The organism is Flavobacterium sp. (assembly GCF_046073885.1).
Taxonomy (GTDB): Bacteria; Bacteroidota; Bacteroidia; order Flavobacteriales; family Flavobacteriaceae; genus Flavobacterium.
Map to the genome: position 1 here is coordinate 1 of NZ_JBJTND010000056.1, position 26015 is coordinate 26015.

Consider the following 26015-nt stretch of genomic DNA (forward strand, 5'->3'; position numbering starts at 1 on the left):
CTTCCATACTAAGGCCAAACATTCTATCAACCATAAAAACGGTAAGCATACCTCTCATGCCATAAAAACAAAACCGCTCCCACATTTCGCTAAAAAATAAATACCAAAGCTGTTTTGGATATTTACCTTTAAAATTTTGAATTTCTTCTAAAGTTAAATTTTCAGACATACAATTTTTATTAAAAAAAACAAACCTACAAGATTTCTTGTAGGTTTGAAAGTATAAAATATTTTTATTTTATAATTAATTTACTCCATGCATCATTACTTTTAATTTTTTACTTAGCAGGAATAAAATTACTGCCGCAATGCCTGAAAGTCCTACAAATAACATAAAATAAGTATATAAATCTTTAATAACTATACCCAAAAATGTAGGAGCTTTTGGATTAGTATCCCATTTTTCAAGAGTTATCTTATTATTTTTAGCAAACATTTCATTTCTTAAAAGATAATTAATTGATTTATCTTCACTCAATCCAAAAATAAATTTTGGTTCTTTATCTCCCCATTTTGAAATCTTTAATAATTTCTCTGTACTATATTTTTGAGGTATTATCCTGTTACTTTTTATACTATCATAAGCTAATGATTTATCAACTTGAATGATATTAATTGAAATTAACGAATCAGGTTCTTTAGACTTATCATTTTTCTTAATTAAGTTCAATTCCCATTTTGCATTTTCAATGACCTTTCTGTTGTTTTTTATTGAATTCCAATCTACAGTTTTGCCATTTATTAACACTTTACTTGCATCAAACTCAGCAGCTACTGTTTGTTGTTCAGGATATAATGAACTCATAGTTCCTGCTAACTTATTACCAGTTGCTATAGCTAAAAACCAAACCCCCATCATTAGAGAAGTAAATCTTAAAGGAGTTAATTTATTAACCATTGACAATCCTATTGGACTTAAGCATAATTCTCCGATTGTATGTAAAAAGTAAAGACCGGACAAAAAGAAAATACTAGCTCCTGCAGGAGGAATATTTTTTGCTCCAAATGCAATATATAAAAATCCAAGCGCTAAAAAAGCAAGTCCTAATGATTGTTTGTATGGTGCAGCTGGATTTTTCCCTTTCTTGCTTAATTTTAACCAAATAACACTTAATATAGGCGCTAACAAAACTATAAATCCTGCATTAAAACTTTGAAAATAACTTGCAGGCATTACCCATCCAAAAATATTACGATTTGTTTGTTCATCAGCAAAAAATGTTAAAGAGGCACCAGCTTGTTCGAAACACATCCAGAAGAAAACAACAAATATCATTACAAGAATAATAACCCAAAGTTTATCTTTTTCAACTTTTGTTAATGATTTATCTGTAATTATAACAAATGGAGCTACTAAAGTCATTCCGTAAATTAAGGACCCCCAAAAATCAATTTTTAAAATAAAAAACAATATTGACATGGTAATAATAATCCCTCCAATTAATATTCCTATTTGCTGCTTACTAAAACCACCATCTTTAGATTCAACAGTGCTATCATCATTTAATTTATTTGGACCTACGCCTAACTGTGAACCATCTGGTCCTTTAACATATTTGTCTTTTGTAAAATAAAAAATAACTAATGCGATTAGCATTCCTACACCAGCGGCAAAAAAGCCCCATTTGAAATCAATATTTTCCCCTAGCCAACCACATACCAAAGGGGCAAAAAAAGCACCTGCATTAATTCCCATATAAAATATTGAATATGCACCGTCTTTTCTATGGTCGTTTTCAGGATATAATTGACCAACCATAGTTGATATATTTGGTTTAAAAAAGCCATTTCCAAAAATTAGAAATCCTAAACCAGCCCACAAGAATAATATAGAAGTACTTGTTCCTTGTTGAGTTGATGCACAAATAAAAAGAAGAAATTGACCTAAAGACATCAATAAACCTCCTACAAAAATAGATTTTCTATTACCCCAAAATCTATCAGCAACGTAACCACCTATTAAGGGTGTTAAATATACTAATCCTGTATAGGTTCCGTAAATATTTGAAGCAACACCTTTATTGAAAAATAAATATTTCGTCATAAAAAGAACAAAAATTGCTCTCATTCCATAATAACTGAATCGCTCCCAAAATTCTGTAGCAAATAAGACATAAAGTCCCTTTGGATGTCCTGTTTTTACTTGTTCACTCATAATAATTGTTTTAGTTTTTATTTAGTTAGTTTATAGTTTCTCTTTTATAAAATTTGTCATTTTGTTAAATAACTGAATTCGGGTTTTTCCTCCGTAAATTCCGTGGTTTTTATCTGGATATACAGCCCAATCAAATTGTTTATTTGCTTGAACTAGTGCTTCTACAAATTGCATTGAATTTTGAAAATGTACATTGTCATCGGCAGTTCCATGAATTAATAAGAAATTACCTTTTAGTTTATCGGCAAAATTTATTGGTGAATTGGTGTCATAACCACTCGCATTTTCTTGTGGTGTTTGCATGTAACGCTCGGTGTATATGCTGTCATAAAAACGCCAGTTAGTAACTGGAGCTACCGCAATTGCCATTTTAAAAACATCAGCACCTTTCAAAATACAATTACTTGCCATGAATCCACCAAAAGACCATCCGAATATTCCAATTCTTGATTTATCTACATATGGATAGTTACCCAAAACTTTGGCAGCATCAATTTGATCTTCTACTTCGTATTTACCCATTTCTTTTTGAGTGACTTTTTTGAAAGCAGCTCCTTTAAATCCGGTTCCTCTACCGTCTACACAAACGGTAATGTACCCTTGTTGTGACAACATCATAAACCACATATCATTGGTGTCCAACCAATCGTTTGCTACTTGTTGTGAACCCGGACCCGAATATTGATACATGAAAACTGGATACTTTTTGCTAGCATCAAAATCTTTAGGTTTGATCATCCAGGCATTTAATTTATGTCCTTTTTCGGTAGTTAATTCGAAAAAATCTTTACTTGGAAGATTGTATTTTTTTAGTTTATCCAACAACGAACTATTGTCTAAAATTCCTTTAACTAGCTTCCCGTCTTTTGAGCTGTTTAAAGTATAAGTTGGCGGTGTAATTGCCGAAGAGTAGGTATTGATGAAATAATCATAATTCGGACTAAAAGTAGCGGTATTAGTTCCAATTTGTTGTGATAATTTCACTTTGTTTTTTCCGTTAAGGGAAATTTTATAAATGTCTCTAACAGTAGAACCGTTTTCGGTTGATTGGAAGAAAACGGTATTGGTTTTTTCGTCATACCCATAATATGAAGTTACTTCCCAAGACCCTTTTGTAACTTGATTTTTTAGTTTTCCATTTTTATCATACAAATAAATGTGATTGAAGCCATCTTTTTCGGAAGTCCAAATAAAGCTGTTGTCTTTTAAGAATGTTAAGTTGTCAGTCACATCAACATAAGCGGCATCTTTTTCATTCATAACTACTCGTGCAGCGCCAGAATTTCCGTCAATGAATAATAAATCTAAGTTGTCTTGATGACGATTTAATACTTGTGCACAAAGCGTGTTTGCATCGTTGGTCCACTTCATTCTTGCAATATAAAAATCGGAATAATTTCCTAAAGCGATATTTTTAGAAGTCCCTGCAGTTACATCATAAATGAACAAAGCTACTTTTGAGTTTTTTTCACCCGCTTTTGGATATTTAAAAGTTTCTACCGATGGATACAAGTCTTTTTTATAAATATTCATCGAAAATTCAGGCACTTCACTTTCGTCAAAACGAATATAAGCCAATTTTTTGCTGTCGGAACTCCAGTCAAAAGCTCTTACGAATGCAAATTCTTCTTCATAAACCCAGTCGGTAATACCATTAATGATAGAATTTTTCTTTCCGTCATTAGTAACTTGTGTTGTTTGTTTTGATTTTAAATCAAGGATAAATAAATTATTTCCTTTAGCATAGCCAATTTTTGTTCCGTCCGGTGAGAAGGTTGGCTCTTGAACTTGCTCTAAAATTTTAGAAATTTCTTTAGATGCTATATTGTACAAATAGTAATCGGCAGTAAACGAATGACGGAAAATTGGATTGGTATTATTAGCAATAAGTATTTGTTTTTCATCATTGCTAAAAGTAAAGCTGTCAATTCCGTCTGCTAGTGTTGGAACATTTTTAGTATCAATTAATGTAGCAACTTTTTGTAAGGTAGCATAATCGAATAAATCAATTTGTTGCGATCGTGTTGCTCTATCTGTATTCAGTACAGTGTATTGATTTGTGTTTTTTAAGGCTTGTAATTCGTCCATTGTTTTAGCACGAAAGGCACCCGTGTAAATTTCTTCAACAGTAATTTTTTGCTGTGCAAAAACAGAAAATGAGGTTATCAGTAAACAGAAAATTAATTTAATTGTTTTCATTTTTTAATTTGTAAATAATCGACATCAATTTTAGTGAAAAATTTTAATTAAAACTATTTTTTTAATGAAAATGCACTATTTATTTGATAAAAGCAATAAGTACAATAAAATGGAAACTGTATATTTGTGTCCAATTGATATTAATCCATATATAAATGAATAACTCCGTTTCGGGATTTTCTAAATTATCCAAAGAAGATAAAATAAACTGGATTGCCAACACTTATTTTTCCAATCCAGAGCAAGCTGTAGCCACTATTAAACAATATTGGAATAGTGATGCCAAATTGCAGCAACTTCACGATGAATTTATTGAAAATACAATCACAAATTTTTATTTGCCAATGGGTATCGCTCCGAATTTTTTAGTTAACGGAAACTATTATTCGATTCCTATGGTAATTGAGGAGAGTTCGGTGGTGGCTGCTGCAGCAAAATCGGCAAAATATTGGAGTACAAGAGGCGGATTTAAAGCCTCAGTTGTCAGTTCTGAAAAAATAGGTCAAGTTCATTTTATCTATAAAGGAGACGAAAAAAAATTAGAAGATTTTTTTATAAAAATAAAGCCAAAATTTTTTGAAGCTACAGAAAGCATTACCAAAAACATGCAAAAAAGAGGGGGAGGTATACTAGATATTGCCCTTCGAAATAAAACTCAAGAACTAGAAAATTACTTTCAACTACATGTAACTTTTCAAACAAAAGACAGCATGGGGGCTAATTTCATTAATTCTTGTTTGGAACAATTGGCTAAAACTCTTAAAGAAGAAGCTCAAGAGAATAGTTCTTTTACTGACGAAGAAAAAAATCTTCAAGTGGTAATGAGTATACTTTCCAATTATGTGCCAAATTGTATTGTTCGTGCTGAGGTTTCTTGCAAAGTGGAAGATTTAGCTGAGAAAAAACTAGAATATCCGCATGAGTTTTCCGAAAAATTTGTTCAAGCAGTTGCTATTGCAGAAATAGAACCTTACCGAGCGGTTACCCACAATAAAGGAATCATGAATGGAGTAGACGCTGTTGTGCTTGCAACCGGAAATGACTTTCGTGCAGTTGAAGCTGGTGTACATGCTTACGCTTCTAGAAACGGGAACTATTCAAGTCTTTCGCATGCCAAAATAGAAAACGGTATTTTCACTTTTTGGATGGAAATCCCTTTGGCATTAGGAACGGTTGGAGGATTGACCTCGTTACATCCCTTGGTGAAAATGGCCTTAGAGATTTTAGGAAAACCATCGGCACATGAATTGATGCAATTGGTTGCAGTTACGGGCTTGGCCCAAAACTTTGCTGCCTTGCGCTCCCTTACAACTACAGGTATTCAGGAGGGGCACATGAAAATGCATTTAAATAATATTCTGAATCAGTTTCAAGCAACAAAAGAGGAGCGAATGGCTATCGCCAAACATTTTGAAAACAATACGGTTTCTCATGCTTCTGTAGTGGAATTAATTGAAAATTTAAGAAAATAATAATGGCTAAAAGCACCTTCTACAGTAATGGAAAACTTCTAATTACAGGAGAATATGTAGTTCTTGATGGTGCCAAATCATTGGCTTTGCCAACAAAATTTGGTCAAAATCTTTCTATTGAGGAGGTTGATTCCAACCACCTTATTTATTGGACAAGTTATGATCATGATGGCAGCATTTGGTTTGAAGAAACGATTCCGTTTTCATCCATTATTGAAAATAAAGTCCAAGAAGGATCCCAGAATATAAAAAGCACCTTAATTGAAATTTTACATGAGGCGTATAAATTGAATTCCAATTTTATTACGCACTCAAAAGGCTATAAAGTAAGTACCGAATTAACATTTCCAAAATTTTGGGGACTTGGCACTTCTTCAACGTTGATTAATAATATTGCGCAATGGCTTTCTATTGATGCGTATGTGTTGCTTAAAAATAGTTTTGGTGGAAGCGGTTATGATTTGGCTTGTGCTCAAAATAATTCGGCTATTATTTACCAATTAGTAGAAGACCAGCCTCAAGTAGAAACGATTGCTTTTCATCCCGAATTTTCATCAAAGATTTATTTTGTGTATTTAAACAAAAAGCAAAGTAGCAAAGAGGCAATTGCTTTATATCTCGAAAAACAAGGTTCTGTTGGAAATTCCATTGAGGTCATCAATCAAATTACACATACTGTAGCCAATACGCAAGAGATTAATGAGTTTGCAAAAGCAATTCAAGAGCACGAAATAGAGATGAGCAACCTATTGGAATTACCAACCGTGCAAGAAACTCTGTTTCCCGATTTTAATGGAATTGTAAAAAGTCTCGGTGCTTGGGGTGGCGACTTTGTGATGGTTATTTCTAAAGAAAACCCTTCGGATTATTTTAAACAATTGGGCTATTCTATTGTTGTTCCTTACGAGGAGATGATTTTATAAAATGCAAAAAGGCGGTTTCATAGAAACCGCCTTTTTTAATTCTGTTAAAAGAACTTATTTTTTTACAGGAGCTGCAGCAGGTTTTGGAGCTGCAGGTGTAGTTTTTTCAGTAGATTTTGGCGCAGCCGATTGCGATGCGTCAATAATTTTATTGTTGTTGTCGCTTAAAGTTCCTGAGAAACTTAAGCTTGATAATAATACTAAAACTATTAAAGCTCCAGCCAACACCCAAGTACTTTTATCTAAAAAGTCGGTTGTTTTTTGTACACCACCCAATTGAGTAGAACCACCAATAGAAGAAGAAAGACCTCCACCTTTAGGGTTTTGTACCATGATAACGATGATTAGTAAAAAACAAACGATTGTTATTAATACTAAAAAGATTGAAAATGTGCTCATTACTTAATTATTATTTTGTTGTAAATTTTTAATATCTAAAATTCGGTCTGCAAAGAAACTACTTTTTTCTGGATATTTCAAAATTAATATTTCATAAGCTTGAATTGCTTTAGTGTATTTTTTTTGTTCCAGATAAACTTTTGCTAAAGTTTCGGTCATTAAATAGGATTTATCCTCTTCAATCGGAAGGATATTGGATACCGGAGTATCTTTATTTACCGGCGGAATTTTCGGATTAGAAGCAATAAAATTATCTATGATTTCTAATTTTTTCTTTTTATCTAAATTTTCTTCTTTAACCGGAATTTCTTTTCGCTCTATGGGTTTGAATCTTGAAATTTGTAACCATTCTTGAAAGGAGTGTTTTTCATTAACTGTAAATTCAATAGGTTTTCCAATTTCCAATTTTTCTTCCAGCTCCTCATGAATAGGTTTAGATTGTGCGATAGAGGAAAGTATCGATTGCTCTAATGTATTGGTATTTTCAGTTGGGTGGGTTGAAACCACAACTTCACTAGCTACCACATCCATATTCATTAATTCGGCTACTTTTTGATCGTACAATCCATTTTGAACCGTAACAAATGAATCCGAAGTGATGAAATCAAATAACACACTTCTATCGGTGGTGAACGCCGCGGCAACCTTTAAGGCATAATTATATTTAAAGCTGTCTTGATTGTACAAATACTTTAATCGCAAAACACGGGCACTTTGAAAATAAGGAAATTCTTCCATTATTTTTTCCAAAGCGATATTGTGACGTTCATTAATAGCGTCTGGTTTATTAATTAGGTATGTAAAATCGGTTGCGTTCAATTATTTTGAATAAAAACAGTTACAAATATAGACTTTTACTAATTACCACTTTGCAAGTGATTCATTAAAAACATCTTGCGTGATTCTTTCAAAAATCACATCCAAAGCGGTTGTTAAAGAAGAGCCAATTAGTTGTTGATCTCCTGGATAATCATAATAGAAAGAAAATGCTTTTTCAAAATTATCAGTGTCTTTCTTTTTGTTAGTATAGCGAACATTAACAGTTACAGTCAATCGGTTTTGAGCCGCTTTTAAATCGGCTGTTGCAGCCATTGGAGTTATGGTGTAATTGGTTATTTCACCTTCATAGGTTAAATCTCCGTCACTGCTCACGAGGTTCAAATTACTTTGATTTTGTATTAAATCCTGAAGTTTAAGAGTAAAAGTTCGCTCTATTCCCGGTTGCACTAAAGGGGCATTATTTAGAAAATAATTTACTTGAAAAGTTTTAGCATCTATCTTTCCCGTTCCAGTAAAATTATAAACCCCACAACTAGATATCGATAGGGTTAATAATAGTAATGCAAGATATTTTAGTAGTTTCATTGGATGAATTAAAAGTCAAAGATATTATTTTCTAATGAGCAATAGTAAAATTACTATAAATCGTATTGTTTTATTTTTCGATATAACGTTCTTTCAGAAATGCCGAGTTCTTCTGCAGCTAATTTTCGTTTTCCTTTGTTGCGTTCTAACGATTTTTTAATCAGTTCAATTTCTTTAGCTTCCAAGCTAAGTGTTTCCTCTTCTTCTACTGTTTCGGCAAGAAGGTAATTGGTTTCATCTTCTTCGTCATCAAATTCTTCTTGTAAACTAGGCTCTTTAACTAAAACAGGTGTTCTCGGTGTTTCTTCAAAGAAAGTGTCTTCTTCTAGTTTGCCATATACCTTTTGAACCAAATTGGGATTAATGTCTTGCACTTTGGTGCCATTTTTCATTAATTCTAAGGTTAATTTTTTTAAGTCATTTAAGTCACTTTTCATATCAAAAAGTACTTTGTAAAGAATGTCTCTTTCGGTAGAAAAATCACTTTCGCTTTTCTTGTCCTTAATTACACTTGGTAAATGGCTTCCATCTTGTGGCAAATACGACATCAACGTTTCCAAAGAAATATCTCTTTTCGTTTCGAGTACCGAAATTTGTTCTGCGGCATTTCGTAACTGTCTAATATTTCCGCTCCAGCGATAGCCTAAAAGGTATTTTATTGCAGGTTCTTCCAATTTTATTGCGGGCATTTTATATTTATGAGCAAAATCGGCAGAAAATTTTCTAAATAATAAATGAATGTCTTCTTTACGATCTCTTAAGGGCGGCAAAAGAATATCAACGGTGCTCAATCTGTAAAATAAATCCTCTCTAAACTTTCCTTTTTCAATGGCATCAAATAAGTTCACGTTTGTAGCTGCTACAATTCGAACATTGGTTTTTTGAACTTGTGAAGATCCCACTTTAATAAATTCGCCATTTTCTAAAACACGAAGTAATCTCACCTGAGTTGTTAAGGGCAATTCGCCCACTTCATCTAAGAAAATGGTACCTCCATTAGCTACTTCAAAATAGCCTTCTCTTGTTGCCGTTGCTCCTGTAAACGATCCTTTTTCGTGACCGAAAAGTTCACTATCTATTGTTCCCTCCGGAATAGCACCGCAGTTTACGGCAATGTATTTGCCATGCTTTCTATGTGAAAGCGCATGTATAATTTTTGGAATACTTTCTTTTCCAACTCCACTTTCACCAACCACTAAAACCGAAATATCGGTAGGAGCAACTTGAATTGCTTTTTCTAAAGCGCGATTTAGTTTGGGATCGTTCCCAATAATTTCAAATCGTTGTTTTATGTTTTGAACTGTTTCCATTTTAAAGCATTTAAAAGTTTAAAGTTTAAGATTTAAAGTTTCTTCGCAAACTTGTCATTTTAACGAAGGAAGAATCTCAAAATCTTTATTTCAAACTCTTTTTTATATTTAATGAATTAAAAAGTTCTTTTAATTCGTTGTATTGGTTTTCTACTAGATCAGCTTTTCTAATAACCTTGGCGCTTTTCTTGTTTAAATAAATTAAAAACCAATTTTCCTTTTCTACAATTTTAAAAATTTCTCTCCAATAATATTTCATATTAAAGCTTTCTCCTACATCTTCAATACATTCGCTATTGAATTTGATATAAATATTTTCCTCAAGTTTTTTATTTGATAATCTTGATTTGGTAATACTATATGCAGCCCATATTATTAATAAGGGTAATGCCAAGAAACATACATCGGGAAAAAATAATAATTCAATTAATTTTTTTTCATTAGGATAAATCAAATGAATATCAAAACTTAAAAATAATATGCTTAAAGGTCCAATAATATAGTAATAAGGTTTGTTTACTAATAGATATAGATTTATTTTAAAGTAATCTTTAAAAATGAAATTTGGCTTAACAATAATCTCTTTTTCCATATTCCAAAACCTTAAACTAATTATTAATTCATCTCTGAAAGTCCAACCGCTTCACCAATTAAGGTTCCGCTAGTACAATTCGTAATTCGAACATTAACAAAATCTCCAATTTTATAATTTTCTTTCGGAAAAACTACCGTTATGTTTTGGGAGTTTCTTCCTGATAAGTCGTTTTCTGATTTTTTGGAAGTTTTTTCAACTAGTACTTCAACGGTTTTACCCAAGAACCCCTGAGTTCGCATGCCACTGTGAATTCTTTGAAGGTCTACAATTTCTTGTAAGCGTCTTAGTTTAGTTTCTTCAGGCACATCATCTACCATCTTTCTTCCAGCCAATGTTCCTGGTCTTTCGGAATAGGCATACATGTAACCAAAATCATATTTTACATATTCCATTAACGATAAGGTATCTTGATGGTCTTCTTCTGTTTCGGTTGGAAATCCAGCAATCATATCTTGCGTTATCGAACAATTAGGAATGATGGTATTTATTTTGTCAATCAATCGCATGTATTCCTCCCTGGTGTGCAAGCGGTTCATTTCGGCCAAAATTCGGTCGCTTCCCGATTGTACCGGTAAGTGAATGTGCTTGCAAATATTTGGATATTTTGCAATAACATGCAAAACAGGCTCGTGCATATCTTGCGGATTTGAAGTCGAAAAACGAATGCGCATTTTAGGAAAAGCTTGTGCTACCATTTCCAGTAAATCTTCAAATTTTACTGCAGTTGCTTTTTGCATTTCGGATGCTTTGTCAAAATCCTTTTTTAAACCACCACCATACCAGAGGTAACTGTCTACATTTTGACCAAGTAAGGTAATTTCTTTGTAGCCGTTATCCCATAAGTTTTGAACTTCCTGAATGATGCTTTGTGGCTCCCTGCTGCGTTCTCGTCCGCGTGTAAAAGGCACCACACAAAAGGTACACATGTTATCACATCCACGTGTTATAGAAACAAATGCCGAAACACCATTTGAAGATAAACGAACCGGAGCAATATCTCCATAGGTTTCTTCTCTTGATAAAAGCACATTAATTGCTTCGCGACCTTGTTCTACTTCGGCCAACAAGTTAGGTAAATCTTTATAAGCATCGGGTCCAACTACAAGGTCCACTATTTTTTCTTCCTCTAGAAATTTTTCTTTCAATCGTTCTGCCATACAGCCCAAGACACCCACTTTCATTTTTGGGTTGGTTCTTTTTACGGCATTGTATTTTTCTAATCTTTTTCTTACGGTTTGTTCTGCTTTATCTCGAATAGAGCAGGTGTTTACCAATACTAAGTCGGCTTCTTCCAGTTTTTCTGTAGTATTATAGCCGTCATTTAATAATATAGACGCGACAATTTCACTATCAGAAAAATTCATAGCGCAGCCATAACTCTCAATGTATAGTTTTTTTGTGTTTTCGTTCTTGGATTCCAAAAGCAAACTTTGCCCTTGTTTTTTTTCATCTATTTCCTTTTCCATAAATAAAATCTTCGAATTCATCGAACTGCAAAGATAATACTAAAATAGAAAATATGACAATATGACATGTAATGTTTAACATACTTTTAAAACTAGAATGTATTTGGCATAAACGACGTGTTTTTTGGATCCCTAGATATTTTTTTGTTTTTAAAAATTTATTCAAAAACTCAAATTCTAAAAAAAACTTCTACTTTTGCCGAACAAAAAAAATATAATGGCAAAGAATTTAGTTATCGTTGAGTCCCCAGCAAAAGCAAAAACCATTGAGAAGTTTCTAGGCCCAGATTTTCAAGTTGAGTCTAGTTTTGGTCATATTGCCGATTTGCCTTCTAAAGAAATTGGGGTGGACGTCACCAACGGATTTTTGCCCAAATATGAAGTATCTGCCGACAAAAAAGCATTGGTTACCAAATTAAAAGGTTTAGCTAAAAATGCTGAAATGGTTTGGTTGGCTTCCGATGAGGACCGTGAGGGAGAAGCTATTTCTTGGCATTTATCGGAAGAATTAAAATTAGATAAAAACAGAACCAAACGAATTGTATTTCATGAAATCACCAAGAATGCAATTCTTAAAGCGATAGATAATCCTAGAGAAATTGACTATAATTTGGTTAATGCGCAACAAGCACGCCGAGTATTAGATCGATTAGTAGGATATGAGTTGTCTCCAGTTTTATGGAGAAAAATTAAAGGCGGACTTTCAGCTGGTAGAGTTCAATCGGTATCGGTTCGTTTGATTGTGGAGCGCGAAAGAGAAATTCAAAATTTTAAAGCCACTCCTTCTTATTCGGTAGTTGCCGAGTTTACTAACGAAGCAGGAAGAACCTTTAAAGCCAAGCTTCCTAAGAATTTTAATACAAAAAAAGAAGCCGAAGATTTTTTAAATAAAAATATCGGTTCTACTTATAAAGTAGGCGATTTAGAAACTAAACCTACAAAAAAATCTCCCACCGGACCATTTACAACTTCTACTTTACAACAAGAAGCTGCTCGTAAATTGTATTTACCTGTTGGAATTACCATGCAATTAGCGCAACGCTTGTATGAGGCGGGGTTAATTACCTATATGAGAACTGATAGTGTTAACCTTTCTAAAGAGGCTATGGATGCGGCTCAAGCCGAAATTATAAAATCCTACGGAAAGGAATATTCTAATCCTAGAACTTTTGCAAATAAGAGTAAAGGTGCTCAGGAAGCACACGAGGCGATTCGTCCTACAGATATGTCGCGACATACCGTGAATATTGATAGAGATCAGGCGCGTTTGTATGATTTGATTTGGAAAAGAACTTTGGCATCTCAAATGAGCGACGCCGAATTGGAGCGAACTAATGTTAAAATTGAAGCCAACAACCACTCGGAAGTTTTTACAGCTTCTGGAGAGGTGATTAAATTTGAAGGCTTTTTAAAAGTATATTTAGAAGGTAATGATGAGGATGAAGAAGAGCAAGAAGGCATGTTACCTGCCATGCGCGTGAATGAAAAATTGATAAATAATTACATCACAGCTACCGAAAGATATTCAAGACCTGCTGCGCGTTATACAGAAGCTTCATTGGTGAAAAAATTAGAAGAATTGGGAATAGGAAGACCTTCTACTTATGCACCAACAATTTCTACTATTATCAATAGAAATTATGTAGAAAAAGGAAATCTTGACGGTCAAGTTCGTAAGTACACCCAATTGACTTTAGAAGGAAATTCGGTTTCTGAAAAAATATTAAAAGAAAATACAGGGTCTGATAAAGGAAAGTTAGTTCCAACCGATATTGGATTTATTGTAACCGACTTTTTAGTAAAAAACTTCGAATCAATTTTAGATTATAATTTCACTGCAAAAGTGGAGCAAGATTTTGATGAAATTGCCGAAGGAAATATCAATTGGACTAAGATGATGCAGGAATTTTATGATAAATTCCATCCTAATGTAAAAGATGTTGAGGCCAATGCCGATAGAGAAAGCGGTGAAAGAATATTAGGAAAACATCCAGAATCTGGAAAAACAGTATTAGTTCGTTTAGGGAAATTTGGTGCAATGGCACAAATTGGGGATAGCGATGATGAAGATAAAAAATTTGCGAGCCTTCGTGCCGAACAAAATATAGGAACCATTACTTTGGAAGAGGCATTGAATTTATTTTTGTTGCCAAAAGCATTAGGGTCTTACAAAGGTGAAGAAGTTGAGGTGAGTTTGGGTCGTTTTGGTCCGTTTATTCGATTTGGTAAAGCTTTCATTTCGTTGCCAAAAGGAGAGGAACCATTGGACGTGACTCTAGAAAGAGCGCAAGAATTAATTGATGAGAAAGTGCAAGCGGATGCACCAATTGCAGTTTACAAAGGGGAAGGCGTTCAAAAAGGAACTGGTAGATTTGGACCGTTTATTAAGTGGAATGGAATATTTATTAATGTTTCAAGAAAATACAATTTTGACAATCTATCTCAAGCTGATATTGAAGAGTTAATAGAAGACAAGCTTCAAAAAAACATCGACAAAGTCATTCATGATTGGAAAGAGGAGGGGATTGTAGTTGAAAAAGCACGTTGGGGACGTTCGGTTATTTTGAAAGGAAAAATCAAAATCGAATTGAATAAAGATGTTGATGCTTCCAAATTAACTTTGGCTCAAGTCCAAGAAATGATTGCAAAAAAATCCCCGGCGAAAAAACCAGCTACCAAAAAAGCGGCACCAAAGAAGAAATAAAAACTATCTTTTTTACTTTGTTTTGTAAAAAAGCAAAATCAAACATATATGGAATTCGATTTTCTTTCTCCGGTAGAAACCAACCTGATAATTGAAATAAAGCGATTATCTTCTCAGCACTTATCTAATAAAGTGGTTTTTCATACCCAAGAAGATTTTCCAGATATTGCTAAAGTAAGAATTGCAATTATTGGTGTTCCAGATCATAGAGGAGATCAGACTTTTGCTAAAGAATCTGATTTATCTTCTATCCGTTTAAATTTATACAACCTTTTTCCTGGAAATTGGAGTAGTACTATTGCAGATTTAGGAGATATTCTTCCTGGAAATTCTCCAGATGACACCTATTTTGCTTTGCAAAAAGTAGTATCGAGATTAATAAAAAACAATGTAATTCCTATTGTTATTGGTGGTTCACAAGATTTGACTTATGCCTTGTATAGAGGGTATGATAATTTAGAGCAAATGGTAAATTTAGTTTCCATTGACTCGAAATTTGATCTATCAAAACAAGATGATTCTTCACTTGCAGATTCCTATTTGTCTAAAATAATAATAGAGGAGCCTAACAATTTGTTTAATTACAGTAATGTTGGGTACCAAACCTATTATAACTCACAAGAGGAGATTGATTTGATTGAGAAATTATTTTTTGATGCTTATCGATTGGGTGAAATTTGTAATTCAATTGCAATTGCAGAACCTGTTTTTAGAGATGCTGATTTGGTAAGTTTGGATTTAACCTGTGTTAAATCATCCGATTCGGGTAATTTCGTCAATTTTCAACCAAACGGATTTAACGGAAAAGAGATTTGCGCGCTTTCTAGATATGCCGGTATTAGTGACCGCGTTTCTTGTTTTGGAATTTTTAATCACCAAGGGAGTTTACAAGAAACAGCACTTATTGCTCAAATAATATGGTATTTTATTGAAGGAGTTCATTACCGTTCGAATGAATATCCATTTGGCAGCAAAGACAATTATATTAAATATACTGTGCCAACAGAAGAGGAAGATGTGGTGTTTTATAAAAGTGATAAAACAGAAAGATGGTGGATTGAAATACCTTTTTTTGCAAATGTTAACAATAAACTAAAAAAGAATACGTTATTACCATGTTCACACGATGATTATTTGGCTGCTTGCAACCAAGAATTGCCCGAACGATGGTGGAAAGCACAACGTAAAAGTATTATTTAATTAGTTATTTTATTTTGTTAATTCACCAATGATTTGTGGGGTAAAGCTCATAAAGCATTGATTTTCTTTGCTTTTGAATGCGTTTTATTTCTGTAAATCTTGATTATTAACCTATTTTTGATAAAAAAATGAATTTTAAGAGACAATTAATTGTTTTTTTAAAAAAATTTAGATAGGTTTACGGCCTTAAAATAAGAATACACATTTAACCAAATTTATATGAAGAAGTTCATTGCATTTGCATCGATTTTAACACTTTTAGCTAGCTGCGGTATGTCTAATGACAAAGGGGAGTTAGTTGGGGTGAAAGGTAAAAAATGGCATCCTGAAAAACCTTTCGGAATGACATTGGTTCCTGGTGGAGCATATATTATGGGTAAATCGGATGATGATATCGCTAATGCTCAAGACGCACCTACTAAAACGGTAACGGTGAGATCGTTCTATATGGATGAAACTGAAATTACAAATAAAGAATACCGACAGTTTGTAGAATGGGTTAAAGATTCTATTATTAGAGTAAGACTTGCTGTATTTGCTGAAGAAAATGGAATTACTGCCGGAAGTAATGCTGGTAAAGGTGGTAAAGGAACAGGAAGTATTGGAGATTTTGCATTTGCAAATTCTGATCCTGCAAAAATGGGTGTTTACGATAAATACATGTGGGAAAATTATTATAGTGTTGGTTCAAAAGACGATCCGTATGCGGGTAGAAGATTGAACAGAAAAATAAAATTAATAACAGACACTAAGAAATATCCAGATGAAAACTATACCAATGTTATGGATAGTATGTACATTCCAATGAACGAAAACTTTAATGGATTGAGAACTATGGATGTTAAAAAATTTGTTTTCAGATATTCATGGTTGGATATAGAAGCTGCAGTTAAAGATAAAAAAGGTAAAAGAAGTAAGTACATTAAAAATGATACGGTGCCTGTTTATCCTGATACAACAGTATGGATTAAAGATTTTGCATACTCGTATAATGATCCAATGCATAATGATTATTTTTGGCATCAAGCTTATGCAGATTATCCTGTAGTTGGTGTAAAATGGAATCAAGCCAAAGCTTTTTGTGCTTGGAGAACTTTATACAAAAACATTTACGTAAAGAAAAAGAAAGGTAGAGACTTAATTAATAATTTCCGTTTACCAACTGAGGCAGAATGGGAGTTTGCTGCTCGTGGAGGACTTCAATCTGGTAATTATCCTTGGGGTGGACCATATACGCACAATGATAGAGGTTGTTATTTAGCAAATTTTAAGCCAAGTAGAGGTGATTATGCTGCAGATAATTCTTTATACACTGTAGAAGCAAAATCGTTCCAGCCTAATGGTTATAACCTATATAACATGGCAGGAAATGTAGCTGAGTGGACCGATTCTTCATATGATTCTAATGCTTATGAGTTTGTTTCAACGATGAACCCAAATGTTTCTGATTCTAAAAACAACCGTAAGGTAGTTCGTGGTGGATCATGGAAAGACGTTCAGTATTTCTTGCAAGTTGGTACAAGAGCATTTGAATATAAAGATAGCGCTCGAAGCTTTATCGGTTTCCGTACTGTTCAAGATTACATGGGAACGCAAACAACAGGAAATAGATAAACTGTTTTAAATTGTATTTTTAAATAACTTAAATAAATTAAATTAAATTAACTTAACTAACTAAAAATTATTATTACTATGGGATTATTACCAAAAAGAGTTATGGAATTCACCTACGGAATGGGTGCTGCTGTCGTTATTGTTGGAGCATTATTTAAAATTCAACACTGGCCAGGTGCGAGTGCATTACTTATTATAGGATTATTAACAGAAGCATTAATATTTGGATTATCAGCTTTTGAAACCTCTGCAGATGAAATTGATTGGTCGATAGTATATCCTGAATTAGCTGGTGGACAAGCAAAAGAAAGAACTAAAAAAGAAGATAAAGGTGATGCGGATGGATTGTTGTCTAAAAAATTAGACGCAATGTTAAAAGAAGCTAAAATTGATGGTGAATTAATGGCAAGCTTAGGAAACAGTATTAAAAACTTTGAAGGAGCTGCTAAATCTATTTCTCCAACTGTTGATGCAATGGCTGGTCAAAAGAAATATGCCGAAGAAATGACTAAAGCTGCAACGCAACTTGAAGCATTAAATGGTTTATACCAAATGCAAATGCAAAGTGCTGAGAAAAACGCTCAAATCAACAACGAAGTTGCTGAAAACAATATGAAATTAAAAGATCAAATGCAATCGTTAACTTCTAACTTATCTACATTAAATAATGTATATGGTGGAATGCTTTCTGCTATGAATAACAAAGGATAATTAGTTTTATACTAAATTTATTTTTAAACAAAATTTTAAACTAAACTAATTAAAAAAAAATGGCAGGAGGAAAATTAACCCCTAGACAGAAGATGATTAACCTGATGTACTTGGTTTTCATCGCTATGTTGGCATTAAACATGTCAAAAGAAGTACTTAAAGCTTTCGGATTGATGAATGCAAAGTTTGAAGTAGTAAATAAGTTTTCTGAAGAATATAACAAAAGTTTATTCTCTTCATTAGAAACTAAAGCTTCTGATAATCCAACTCAATTTGGAGGGCCTTTTAATAGAGCTAAAAAAGTACAACAACTTTCTAACGAAATGTATGCTTATTTAGGTGCCTTAAAAGCAGATGTTACTAAAGAATTTGAAAGAGAAAAAAATGGAGATCTTCCTTATGATCAAATGGATAAAGGTCTTTATATCGATGAACATTGGTTTAAAGGTGACGGATATTCTGCAAAAGGAAATGAAATTATGTCTAAATTAGAAAACTACAAAAAAGGAATTGCTTCTGTTTTTGGGGTAGACGTAAAATACAAATTCATTGTTGAAACATTAAATAAAAAGTTCAATTTTGATAATGTAAAAGATAAAGACGGAGTTTCTGTTAAATACTTAGCATACCATTTTGAAGGTTTCCCTGCAATTGCTTCGATTGCAAAATTAACCAGTATGCAGAATGATGTAAAAACTATTGAACAAGATATTTACAACGCTTTAATTGGAAATACAACCGCTCAAACGGCATCTATGAAAAATTATAAAGCTATTGTAATCATGGATAAATCTTTATTCTTCCAAGGTGAAACTGTAACAGGTCGAGTTGTTTTAGGAAGATATGATGAGTCTACAGTTCCAACTTCGGTAAGTGTTGGTGGAGGTAGTGTTTCTATGGAAAATGGTCAAGCAGTATTTAAATTAAGCGCTGGTAGCGTTGGAGATCATGATATTAAAGGTAAATTTACTTTCATGGAAGACGACAAGCCTTTGCCAATCGATATTGAAGGGAAATATGCAGTTGTACCAAAACCAAATTCAGCTTCTATTTCATCTGATAACATGAAAGTTATTTACAAAGGGGTAAACAACCCAATGACAATTTCTTTCCCTGGTATTTCAGATAACAATATTACTGTAAGTGCTCCTGGTATCAGAAAAACAGGAAACAGTCAATATGTATGGAATGTTGGTGATATCAATAGTAAAGAAGTTTCTGTTTCTGTTAACGCTAAATTACCTGATGGTAAATCTGTGTCAGATACTCAAAAATTCAGAGTTAAAGATATTCCTGCTGCAATGGGATTAATCAATGGTAAAGCAGGTACTACAATCGGATCAAAAGGAGAAATCAGTTCTGCATCTATTGGTGTTGACTTTGGAGACTTTGGTAAAGATTATAAAGTTTCAGGAACAGTTACTAGCTTCAATGCTTTAGTAGGTAAAGTTTCTTACCCTTGTTCAGGTAGTTCTTTAAGCCCTGGAGCTGCTAATGCTATTAAAAACTTAGGTAAAAATGATGTTATATTAATTGATCAAATTAATGTAGTTACTAATACTGGAATTAAAGTTAAAAGAACTTTTTCTTGTTCATTTAAAATTAATAATTAAAATTTTTCAATCATGAATAAATTCTCTATTCTATTACTTTTTTGTTCGTCTTTTTGTTTTGCACAACCTAATTTGTTGAATGCAAAAGCACCTTCTGAAATAGGTAAAAAATCAGAAGAACAAATCAAGCAGGATAATCTAACTCCATTGAAATATGGTTACATAGACGATAGAGATGTTCTTTTTGGTAAAAGAATATGGGAATTTATTGATATTGATGAGCGTATAAACTTTCCTCTTTATTATCCAACTAAACCATTAATGGATAGAATTCCACTTTTTGATGTGTTAAGACAATATGTTGAATCAAGTGATAAAAGTGGTATAGATATTAGTAAGTTTTGTTTTGAGGACGATTATTTTTCGCAACCTTTAGACCCAGTTGTGACAAAAAGTAAATTTAAAGATTTTAAACTTACTGAAGAAGGGGAAACTAAAGTGAATACTACTTTAAACCCTACTAAAATTGATGGTGCTAAAGAGCCGGAAAAATTCAAAAAATTATGTGCTCAATTAATAGAAGATAAGCAACTTAAAGAGGGACCAGATTATAAGAGCGCGGAATTAAATGCAGAAGGTGTAATTGGTTACAAAGTTCAAGGATATTGGTATTTTGATGCTCGTCTTTCAGAAATGAAATACCGTTTGCTTGCAATTGCTCCTGTTGCTACTTCGGCTAAAAGTATCGTAGATGCTACATTTGGTCAACAAGCAATTGAAAATCAGTATACCCAAATGGTAGCTGATCAAAATTCTGAATTAACTGAAGATCAAAAGAAAGAAAAGCAAGTTGCTTTAGATAAATATAATGAAATGCAAGCTCCAGATATTTTATTTTGGATTTATTACCCAGCAATTCGTGATATTCTAAAAGCACACCCAGCGTTCAATGAAAGAAACAGTTCCAAACCAATTACTTTTGATGATCTGTTAGTTGCTCGTCACTTCAGTGGACTAATCTATAAAGAAGAAAATGTTTATGGAGATAGAAAGATTGAAGAATATATGAAAGACAACGCGCTTAATCAATTATTGGAATCTGAAAGAGTGAAAGAAAAAATTAGAAATTTAGAACACGATATGTGGGCTTATTAATATAATTTTACAACTTATTAAAAACTCTTACCTTTGGTAAGAGTTTTTTTATGCTTAATTAACACCCCTTTTTTAATGCTCGATTATATTATTGTAGGTTCTGGGTTGGCTGGGATTGCTTTTTCTGAAGTGGCTTTGCAAAATGGTAAAACCATTTTGGTAATCAATGATGCTTCTCAAAATTCATCTCAAATCGCAGGCGGACTATATAATCCGGTAATTTTAAAGCGTTTTAGCGAAGTGTGGCAAGCGGGTGATCAATTGGACCTATTATATGATTTTTATGGCGCTTTAGAGGCTAAATTGAATGTTAAATTAGATTATAAATTACCCTTATTACGAAAATTTCATTCGGTTGAAGAACAAAATAATTGGTTCACCGCCTCCGATAAACCCAATCTCTCTCGATTTCTTTCTACAAAACTAATTACTACCAAATTTAATTGTATTGATTCTCCTTTCAATTTTGGAGAAGTTTTAGATTCTGGTTATGTAGATACTGCTTTGTTACTTGAGCACTACCAAAAGTATTTAATTTCAATTCATGCTATACAAAATGAAACTTTTGATTATGCTGCTTTAGAAATCCATAGTGATTATTTAATCTATAAAAACATAAAAGCAAAACGAATTGTATTTGCAGAAGGTTTTGGAATGCTTTCTAACCCTTATTTTTCTAATTTACCTCTAGATGGTACAAAAGGAGAATTATTGCTTATAAAAGCTCCAAATTTGAATTTGGATGTGATTATCAAATCTTCGATTTTTATTATTCCGTTGGGGAATGATTTATATAAAGTGGGTGCTACTTACAATTGGGAGGATAAAACCAATATTCCAACTGAAGCGGCTAGAAACGAACTCGTTTTGGAACTAAAAGAATTAATAAATTGTGAATTTGAGATCCTAGATCATTATGCTGGAGTTCGTCCTACAGTTAAAGACCGAAGACCTTTGGTTGGTACCCATCCAATACATCAAAATTTACATGTTTTGAATGGCCTAGGAACAAGAGGGGTAATGTTGGCTCCAGCTATGGCAAATAGCTTATTCAACCAGATTGAAAACAATATTCCTTTAGATAAAAATATTGATATCCGAAGAATTAAGAATTATCTCTCCAGTTTTTATCATAGCTGATAAACATATTGATGTATATGTTTCTAGCCAATCGAGCTGTTATTGGCATTAAAGCTATTAATCCAACTCCAATTCCAATAAAAGTAGTTTTTACATCAAATCCCAAAATTACATTCAATGTTACAAAAATAGCTACTCCAATGGCTACCGTAACACCGTAACTCACATACATGGCGCCATAAAAAAAAGAAGGTTCAATCATGTATTTTGTTTCACAATGGCTACAAGTTTCATGCATTTTATAAATACTGCTCAATTTGTATGGATTTTTTTCACAATACATACTTTCTTCATGACATTTAGGACAAGTTCCTGTTAAAATGCTATATAATTTGGATCCTTTTTTTAACATTTGCAAAAATTTTCTACAAAGGTAAACTTTACGAAAGTTTTTAATGTAACAATTGTAACAAATATTATGCTAAATATCCACAATTTATCGGTTTCCTTTGGAGGCTCTTTTCTTTTTGAAGAAGTAACTTTTCGTTTAGGATCAGGTGATCGAGTTGGTCTTGTTGGTAAAAATGGAGCAGGTAAATCAACCATGCTAAAAATTTTGGCAGGCGATTTCAAACCCGATTCGGGTCAAATTGCAACCGAAAAAGAAGTTAAAATTGGATTTTTAAGACAAGACATCGATTTTGAACATGGGAGAACGGTGCTTGAAGAAGCCTACGAAGCATTTACGGAAATCAAAATGGTGGAGAAAAAGCTAGAAGAAGTGAACCATCTTCTGGTAACAAGAACCGATTATGAAAGTGAAGAATACGGACAAATAATAGAAGATTTATCCGATTATACACACCGTTTTGAATTGTTAGGAGGGTATAATTATGTTGGAGAAACCGAGAAAATATTATTAGGGTTGGGTTTTAAACGCGAAGTTTTTAATGACCAGACGGATACTTTTTCGGGTGGATGGCGTATGCGTATCGAATTGGCAAAATTACTGCTACAATCTAATGATATATTGCTTCTCGATGAGCCTACCAACCACTTGGATATTGAAAGTATCATTTGGTTAGAAAGTTTCTTGAGAAATTTCCCTGGAGTATTGGTTATTGTTTCGCACGATAAGATGTTTTTGGATAATGTAACCAATAGAACAATTGAAATTTCTCTTGGTAAAGCATATGATTTTAATAAACCGTATTCTGAATATTTAGAACTGCGCCATGAAATTCGCGAGAAACAATTGGCTACCCAAAAAAATCAGGCAAAGAAAATAGAAGAAACCGAAAAGCTAATTGAGAAATTTAGAGCCAAAGCTTCCAAAGCTTCTATGGCCCAATCATTGATCAAGAAATTAGATAAGGTAGAGCGAATTGAAGTGGATGAAGACGATAATTCTGTGATGAATATTTCTTTTCCGGTTTCAAAAGTTCCAGGTAAAGTGGTGGTTGAAGCCGAAAATGTAACGAAAGCCTATGGCGACAAAGTAATTCTTAAAGATATTTCTTTGTTGGTAGAACGAGGAAGCAAAATTGCATTTGTTGGGCAAAATGGCCAAGGTAAATCCACATTTATTAAAGCAATTGTAAATGAATTTGAATTTGGCGGAACCATTAAACTGGGACATAATGTGCAAGTTGGGTATTTCGCTCAAAATCAAGCCGAATATTTAGATGGAGAAATTACTCTTTTGGAGACTATGGAAAATGCAGCCTCCGATACCAACCGTTCAAAAGTTAGAGACATGTTGGGGTCTTTCTTGTTTCGTGGAGACGATGTAGAGAAGAAAGTAAAAGTGTTGTCGGGAGGAGAACGAAATCGTTTGGCTTTGTGCAAATTGTTGTTGCAGCCCATAAATGTTTTGGTGATGGATGAGCCCACAAATCACCTTGATATTAAGTCTAAAAATGTATTAAAAGCGGCACTTCAAAAATATGAAGGAACACTATTGTTGGTTTCTCACGACAGGGATTTTCTTCAAGGTATGTCGAATATTGTGTATGAATTTAAGGATCAAAAAATAAAAGAATATTTAGGAGATATTAATTTTTTCTTGGAGCAGCGTAATTTAGAAAACATGCGTGAAGTAGAGAAAAAAGATACGGCAAAGAAAGAAACTCCAAAAGAAACGAACAAAATATCCTACGAAGATCAAAAGAAAAATAAGTCGCTACAAAATCGCTTAAGCAAGATTGAAAGTCAAATCAAGCAATTGGAAATCGACATTCAGCAAGACGATAAAGCATTAGAATCTAATTACGATAAGCACATTGAAGATGCTTCATTTTTCACTGCCTACAATAAAAAGAAATCCGATTTAGATAAATTATTAGATGAATGGGAAGAAGTGCAAGGAGAATTAGACGCAATGAATGCGTAGTTATTTAAACGGATTTCGTTCTTGCCAATCGGTTTTTGGTTCCAAATAATTGAAAATTGTCTGGGTACATTTATCAATTAATTTGGATTCATGTTTTATGAAACCATAAACCTCAATGGGTTTTGCACCCACCGAACTTTTTATTTCAAGTGCAGTTCTTGCAAAAACAATTTCCTTAAATCCTTTATTTATAGAATAGGCAATCATGTCATACAGCATATTTAAATACAGCATTTTTTCTTTCTGAATGGAGTCGTCATAGCCTAAAAAATAGGTATCCATTGCAGTTCCATTCTTGATTAATGTATTGAAACCAATCAGTTTGTTATCAATAAAGTAACCGTAAAAAAGAAATTTATCTTTCAGAATTTCCTTAAACACTCTAAAGTGATTTTTTGCTAGAAAAAAGGTGTTAAAAGGGGCATTTTGCGCTACATGATAATACAGATTGTATATTTCTTCTTCAAGTGCAATAATCTCTTGAAGACCTAATTTTCGCTTTTCAATGCCGTCAGCTTTTTTGCGAGCGCGTTTGTATTGATCCCGGTATTTTTTTGATAAAGCAGCAATGTAATCTTGTTCTGTTTTCCAATTTTCTAAAATTGTAAACACCATATTGGGTTGGGTAGAAAATTGAAAATAGTCCTTTTTCATAGCTGGGTGGAAGGTCTCAATTTCTTCCGTTTCAAAGTCTTTTAGGCTGGAAATATGGACTTTTTTGCCCGATGCTTTATATTGTTCTTTGAGCGTTTCCATTGCATTTAAAACTTCATTTTGCAGGATTTTCACATCTATTTTAGTTGAAAATGCCCAAGCATTTTGACCAGTAAGCATGTTGTTTCCTAAAAGCAAAACATGTGAACAGAAGTTTTTGAATACGATTTTTCGAATACTCGATTTAATACATTTATCTCGATCACCAAAAGAATCCAATTGATTTAAATCTAGAAATTGGGAAACAGCAATGCCCACCAATTCCGAATTATTGAAAATTCCAATAAAATGACAAGTCATATTTACGGGTGCCGATTTTTCTAGAATTTCAAGGTATTCTTTAGTAAGGAAAATATTATCAACAGCCAAATCCTCCCAATTTTCTGGAAATTGGGTAACAGATGTATAAATTCTATGGCTGAGTGTTGTTTTCAAATTAAAAAAAATCGCTCTACAAAAATAGAACGATTGTAAATTTTGGAGTTAGTTTATTTTACATCCATTGGCAGATGATACCACCCATAAGCATACAAGTGACAACCCAGTAACCACCAGCAATAAGCGTATATTTAAAGCTTCTTCTTTCAAATAATGCACCAACACCAATTACAGGTAAACAGAAAAATAAACCGGTCATAAATCCGTGTAAAGCACCGTGTTTAAAAGTTCTGAAGGCAGTGCCATAATCAGCCATGAAAGCATTATAGGAAGGAAGTGCTTTTGAAACATCTCCACCAATCATTCCTAGTGCTCCACTTTGGTGAATTACCAAAAATTGCATTACAAATGAAATTAAGAAAGCATAAATATAAGCTGCTAACATGGTTTTTACCATGGTTGCTGTATTTGGTTTTTCTTCTGAAACACCAGATTCTTTCATCCAAATAGTTCCAAATACTTTAGGGTTGTACCAAATAAAACCAACCAATAAAGAGGAAAATGCAGAAAGCAATAAAACAGATAGTGTGTGCATGATTTTAAGTTTTTAAGTTAGTAAACCAAATATAT

General features: G+C 33.1%; 21 protein-coding genes and 1 pseudogene. 10 read left to right on the forward strand and 12 right to left on the reverse strand.

Annotated elements, in window-relative coordinates:
• The 3 genes and pseudogenes from ACKOWY_RS07640 to ACKOWY_RS07650 all read right to left on the reverse strand — a co-directional run.
• Positions 1–169: pseudogene (locus ACKOWY_RS07640) on the reverse strand (MFS transporter); the annotation flags it as partial.
• Between the two features lie 75 nt (positions 170–244).
• On the reverse strand, positions 245–2155 hold the full coding sequence (locus ACKOWY_RS07645) for a peptide MFS transporter (RefSeq protein ID WP_408940845.1): 1911 nt from the start codon (positions 2153–2155) through the stop codon (positions 245–247).
• Positions 2156–2185: 30 nt separating this feature from the next.
• Entirely contained in the window at positions 2186–4354 is a 2169-nt protein-coding gene (locus tag ACKOWY_RS07650) for a S9 family peptidase (RefSeq protein WP_408940846.1), read from the reverse strand.
• 155 nt (positions 4355–4509) lie between these two features.
• On the opposite strand from ACKOWY_RS07650, the gene ACKOWY_RS07655 reads away from it, so the two are divergent.
• Both ACKOWY_RS07655 and ACKOWY_RS07660 read left to right on the forward strand, forming a co-directional pair.
• Positions 4510–5826, forward strand: a complete 1317-nt coding sequence (locus ACKOWY_RS07655) for a hydroxymethylglutaryl-CoA reductase, degradative (RefSeq protein WP_408940847.1) — start codon at positions 4510–4512, stop codon at positions 5824–5826.
• A 2-nt stretch (positions 5827–5828) separates the two neighbouring features.
• A complete protein-coding gene (locus tag ACKOWY_RS07660; protein ID WP_408940848.1) occupies positions 5829–6749 on the forward strand; it encodes a GYDIA family GHMP kinase in 921 nt (306 codons plus the stop codon).
• Positions 6750–6803: 54 nt separating this feature from the next.
• Here ACKOWY_RS07660 and secG read toward each other — a convergent pair whose 3' ends face one another.
• From secG to miaB, 6 genes are all read right to left on the reverse strand, one after another.
• A complete protein-coding gene (secG, locus tag ACKOWY_RS07665; protein WP_408940849.1) occupies positions 6804–7148 on the reverse strand; it encodes a preprotein translocase subunit SecG in 345 nt (114 codons plus the stop codon).
• A gap of 3 nt (positions 7149–7151) precedes the next feature.
• Entirely contained in the window at positions 7152–7967 is an 816-nt protein-coding gene (locus ACKOWY_RS07670) for a tetratricopeptide repeat protein (protein ID WP_408940850.1), read from the reverse strand.
• A 42-nt stretch (positions 7968–8009) separates the two neighbouring features.
• Positions 8010–8513 (reverse strand): LptE family protein, encoded by a 504-nt coding sequence (locus tag ACKOWY_RS07675; protein WP_408940851.1) that lies wholly within the window; start codon positions 8511–8513, stop codon positions 8010–8012.
• 53 nt (positions 8514–8566) lie between these two features.
• Entirely contained in the window at positions 8567–9823 is a 1257-nt protein-coding gene (locus tag ACKOWY_RS07680) for a sigma-54 interaction domain-containing protein (protein ID WP_408940852.1), read from the reverse strand.
• 85 nt (positions 9824–9908) lie between these two features.
• Positions 9909–10415 carry a YcxB family protein gene (locus tag ACKOWY_RS07685; protein WP_408940853.1) on the reverse strand — a complete coding sequence of 169 codons (507 nt, stop codon included), beginning with the start codon at positions 10413–10415 and terminating at the stop codon, positions 9909–9911.
• A 23-nt stretch (positions 10416–10438) separates the two neighbouring features.
• Positions 10439–11884, reverse strand: a complete 1446-nt coding sequence (gene miaB, locus ACKOWY_RS07690) for a tRNA (N6-isopentenyl adenosine(37)-C2)-methylthiotransferase MiaB (protein WP_408940854.1) — start codon at positions 11882–11884, stop codon at positions 10439–10441.
• Positions 11885–12101: 217 nt separating this feature from the next.
• Between miaB and topA the strand changes: the two genes are divergently transcribed.
• The 7 genes from topA (at position 12102) to ACKOWY_RS07725 (ending at position 21961) form a co-directional block, all read left to right on the forward strand.
• Positions 12102–14588: a type I DNA topoisomerase gene (gene topA, locus ACKOWY_RS07695; RefSeq protein WP_408940855.1), complete on the forward strand. Its 2487-nt coding sequence runs from the start codon at positions 12102–12104 to the stop codon at positions 14586–14588.
• A gap of 48 nt (positions 14589–14636) precedes the next feature.
• A complete protein-coding gene (locus tag ACKOWY_RS07700) occupies positions 14637–15788 on the forward strand; it encodes a formimidoylglutamase (RefSeq protein ID WP_408940856.1) in 1152 nt (383 codons plus the stop codon).
• A gap of 219 nt (positions 15789–16007) precedes the next feature.
• Complete coding sequence (gene gldK, locus ACKOWY_RS07705) at positions 16008–17402, forward strand: gliding motility lipoprotein GldK (protein WP_408940857.1); 1395 nt, start codon at positions 16008–16010, stop codon at positions 17400–17402.
• A 78-nt stretch (positions 17403–17480) separates the two neighbouring features.
• Complete coding sequence (gene gldL, locus ACKOWY_RS07710) at positions 17481–18113, forward strand: gliding motility protein GldL (protein ID WP_408940858.1); 633 nt, start codon at positions 17481–17483, stop codon at positions 18111–18113.
• Positions 18114–18172: 59 nt separating this feature from the next.
• Complete coding sequence (gldM, locus tag ACKOWY_RS07715) at positions 18173–19726, forward strand: gliding motility protein GldM (RefSeq protein ID WP_408940859.1); 1554 nt, start codon at positions 18173–18175, stop codon at positions 19724–19726.
• A gap of 12 nt (positions 19727–19738) precedes the next feature.
• Positions 19739–20821 carry a gliding motility protein GldN gene (gene gldN / locus ACKOWY_RS07720; RefSeq protein ID WP_408940860.1) on the forward strand — a complete coding sequence of 361 codons (1083 nt, stop codon included), beginning with the start codon at positions 19739–19741 and terminating at the stop codon, positions 20819–20821.
• A 75-nt stretch (positions 20822–20896) separates the two neighbouring features.
• Positions 20897–21961 (forward strand): NAD(P)/FAD-dependent oxidoreductase, encoded by a 1065-nt coding sequence (locus ACKOWY_RS07725; RefSeq protein ID WP_408940861.1) that lies wholly within the window; start codon positions 20897–20899, stop codon positions 21959–21961.
• Here ACKOWY_RS07725 and ACKOWY_RS07730 read toward each other — a convergent pair.
• Positions 21927–22313, reverse strand: a complete 387-nt coding sequence (locus ACKOWY_RS07730; protein ID WP_408940862.1) for a DUF983 domain-containing protein — start codon at positions 22311–22313, stop codon at positions 21927–21929. The genes ACKOWY_RS07725 and ACKOWY_RS07730 overlap by 35 nt on opposite strands.
• Positions 22314–22379: 66 nt before the next feature.
• On the opposite strand from ACKOWY_RS07730, the gene ACKOWY_RS07735 reads away from it, so the two are divergent.
• Positions 22380–24293, forward strand: a complete 1914-nt coding sequence (locus ACKOWY_RS07735) for an ABC-F family ATP-binding cassette domain-containing protein (RefSeq protein ID WP_408940863.1) — start codon at positions 22380–22382, stop codon at positions 24291–24293.
• Here ACKOWY_RS07735 and ACKOWY_RS07740 read toward each other — a convergent pair whose 3' ends face one another.
• Positions 24294–25442, reverse strand: a complete 1149-nt coding sequence (locus ACKOWY_RS07740) for an 8-amino-7-oxononanoate synthase (RefSeq protein ID WP_408940864.1) — start codon at positions 25440–25442, stop codon at positions 24294–24296. It abuts the gene before it with no gap.
• 58 nt (positions 25443–25500) lie between these two features.
• Positions 25501–25980, reverse strand: coding sequence for a DUF1761 domain-containing protein (locus ACKOWY_RS07745; RefSeq protein WP_408940865.1), 480 nt, complete (start codon positions 25978–25980; stop codon positions 25501–25503).
• Between the last annotated feature and the right edge of the window lie 35 nt (positions 25981–26015).

Excerpts from the sequence above, each read along its gene's own strand:
- ACKOWY_RS07700 (WP_408940856.1), top strand. The coding sequence starts at position 14,637 with ATGGAATTCGATTTTCTTTCTCCGGTAGAAACCAACCTGATAATTGAA.
- ACKOWY_RS07650 (WP_408940846.1), bottom strand. The coding sequence starts at position 4,354 with ATGAAAACAATTAAATTAATTTTCTGTTTACTGATAACCTCATTTTCT.
- ACKOWY_RS07730 (WP_408940862.1), bottom strand. The coding sequence starts at position 22,313 with ATGTTAAAAAAAGGATCCAAATTATATAGCATTTTAACAGGAACTTGT.
- ACKOWY_RS07680 (WP_408940852.1), bottom strand. The coding sequence starts at position 9,823 with ATGGAAACAGTTCAAAACATAAAACAACGATTTGAAATTATTGGGAAC.
- ACKOWY_RS07655 (WP_408940847.1), top strand. The coding sequence starts at position 4,510 with ATGAATAACTCCGTTTCGGGATTTTCTAAATTATCCAAAGAAGATAAA.
- gldN (WP_408940860.1), top strand. The coding sequence starts at position 19,739 with ATGAATAAATTCTCTATTCTATTACTTTTTTGTTCGTCTTTTTGTTTT.
- ACKOWY_RS07725 (WP_408940861.1), top strand. The coding sequence starts at position 20,897 with ATGCTCGATTATATTATTGTAGGTTCTGGGTTGGCTGGGATTGCTTTT.
- ACKOWY_RS07685 (WP_408940853.1), bottom strand. The coding sequence starts at position 10,415 with ATGGAAAAAGAGATTATTGTTAAGCCAAATTTCATTTTTAAAGATTAC.
- topA (WP_408940855.1), top strand. The coding sequence starts at position 12,102 with ATGGCAAAGAATTTAGTTATCGTTGAGTCCCCAGCAAAAGCAAAAACC.
- ACKOWY_RS07660 (WP_408940848.1), top strand. The coding sequence starts at position 5,829 with ATGGCTAAAAGCACCTTCTACAGTAATGGAAAACTTCTAATTACAGGA.
- ACKOWY_RS07735 (WP_408940863.1), top strand. The coding sequence starts at position 22,380 with ATGCTAAATATCCACAATTTATCGGTTTCCTTTGGAGGCTCTTTTCTT.
- gldL (WP_408940858.1), top strand. The coding sequence starts at position 17,481 with ATGGGATTATTACCAAAAAGAGTTATGGAATTCACCTACGGAATGGGT.
- ACKOWY_RS07745 (WP_408940865.1), bottom strand. The coding sequence starts at position 25,980 with ATGCACACACTATCTGTTTTATTGCTTTCTGCATTTTCCTCTTTATTG.
- gldK (WP_408940857.1), top strand. The coding sequence starts at position 16,008 with ATGAAGAAGTTCATTGCATTTGCATCGATTTTAACACTTTTAGCTAGC.
- miaB (WP_408940854.1), bottom strand. The coding sequence starts at position 11,884 with ATGGAAAAGGAAATAGATGAAAAAAAACAAGGGCAAAGTTTGCTTTTG.
- ACKOWY_RS07645 (WP_408940845.1), bottom strand. The coding sequence starts at position 2,155 with ATGAGTGAACAAGTAAAAACAGGACATCCAAAGGGACTTTATGTCTTA.
- secG (WP_408940849.1), bottom strand. The coding sequence starts at position 7,148 with ATGAGCACATTTTCAATCTTTTTAGTATTAATAACAATCGTTTGTTTT.
- ACKOWY_RS07675 (WP_408940851.1), bottom strand. The coding sequence starts at position 8,513 with ATGAAACTACTAAAATATCTTGCATTACTATTATTAACCCTATCGATA.
- gldM (WP_408940859.1), top strand. The coding sequence starts at position 18,173 with ATGGCAGGAGGAAAATTAACCCCTAGACAGAAGATGATTAACCTGATG.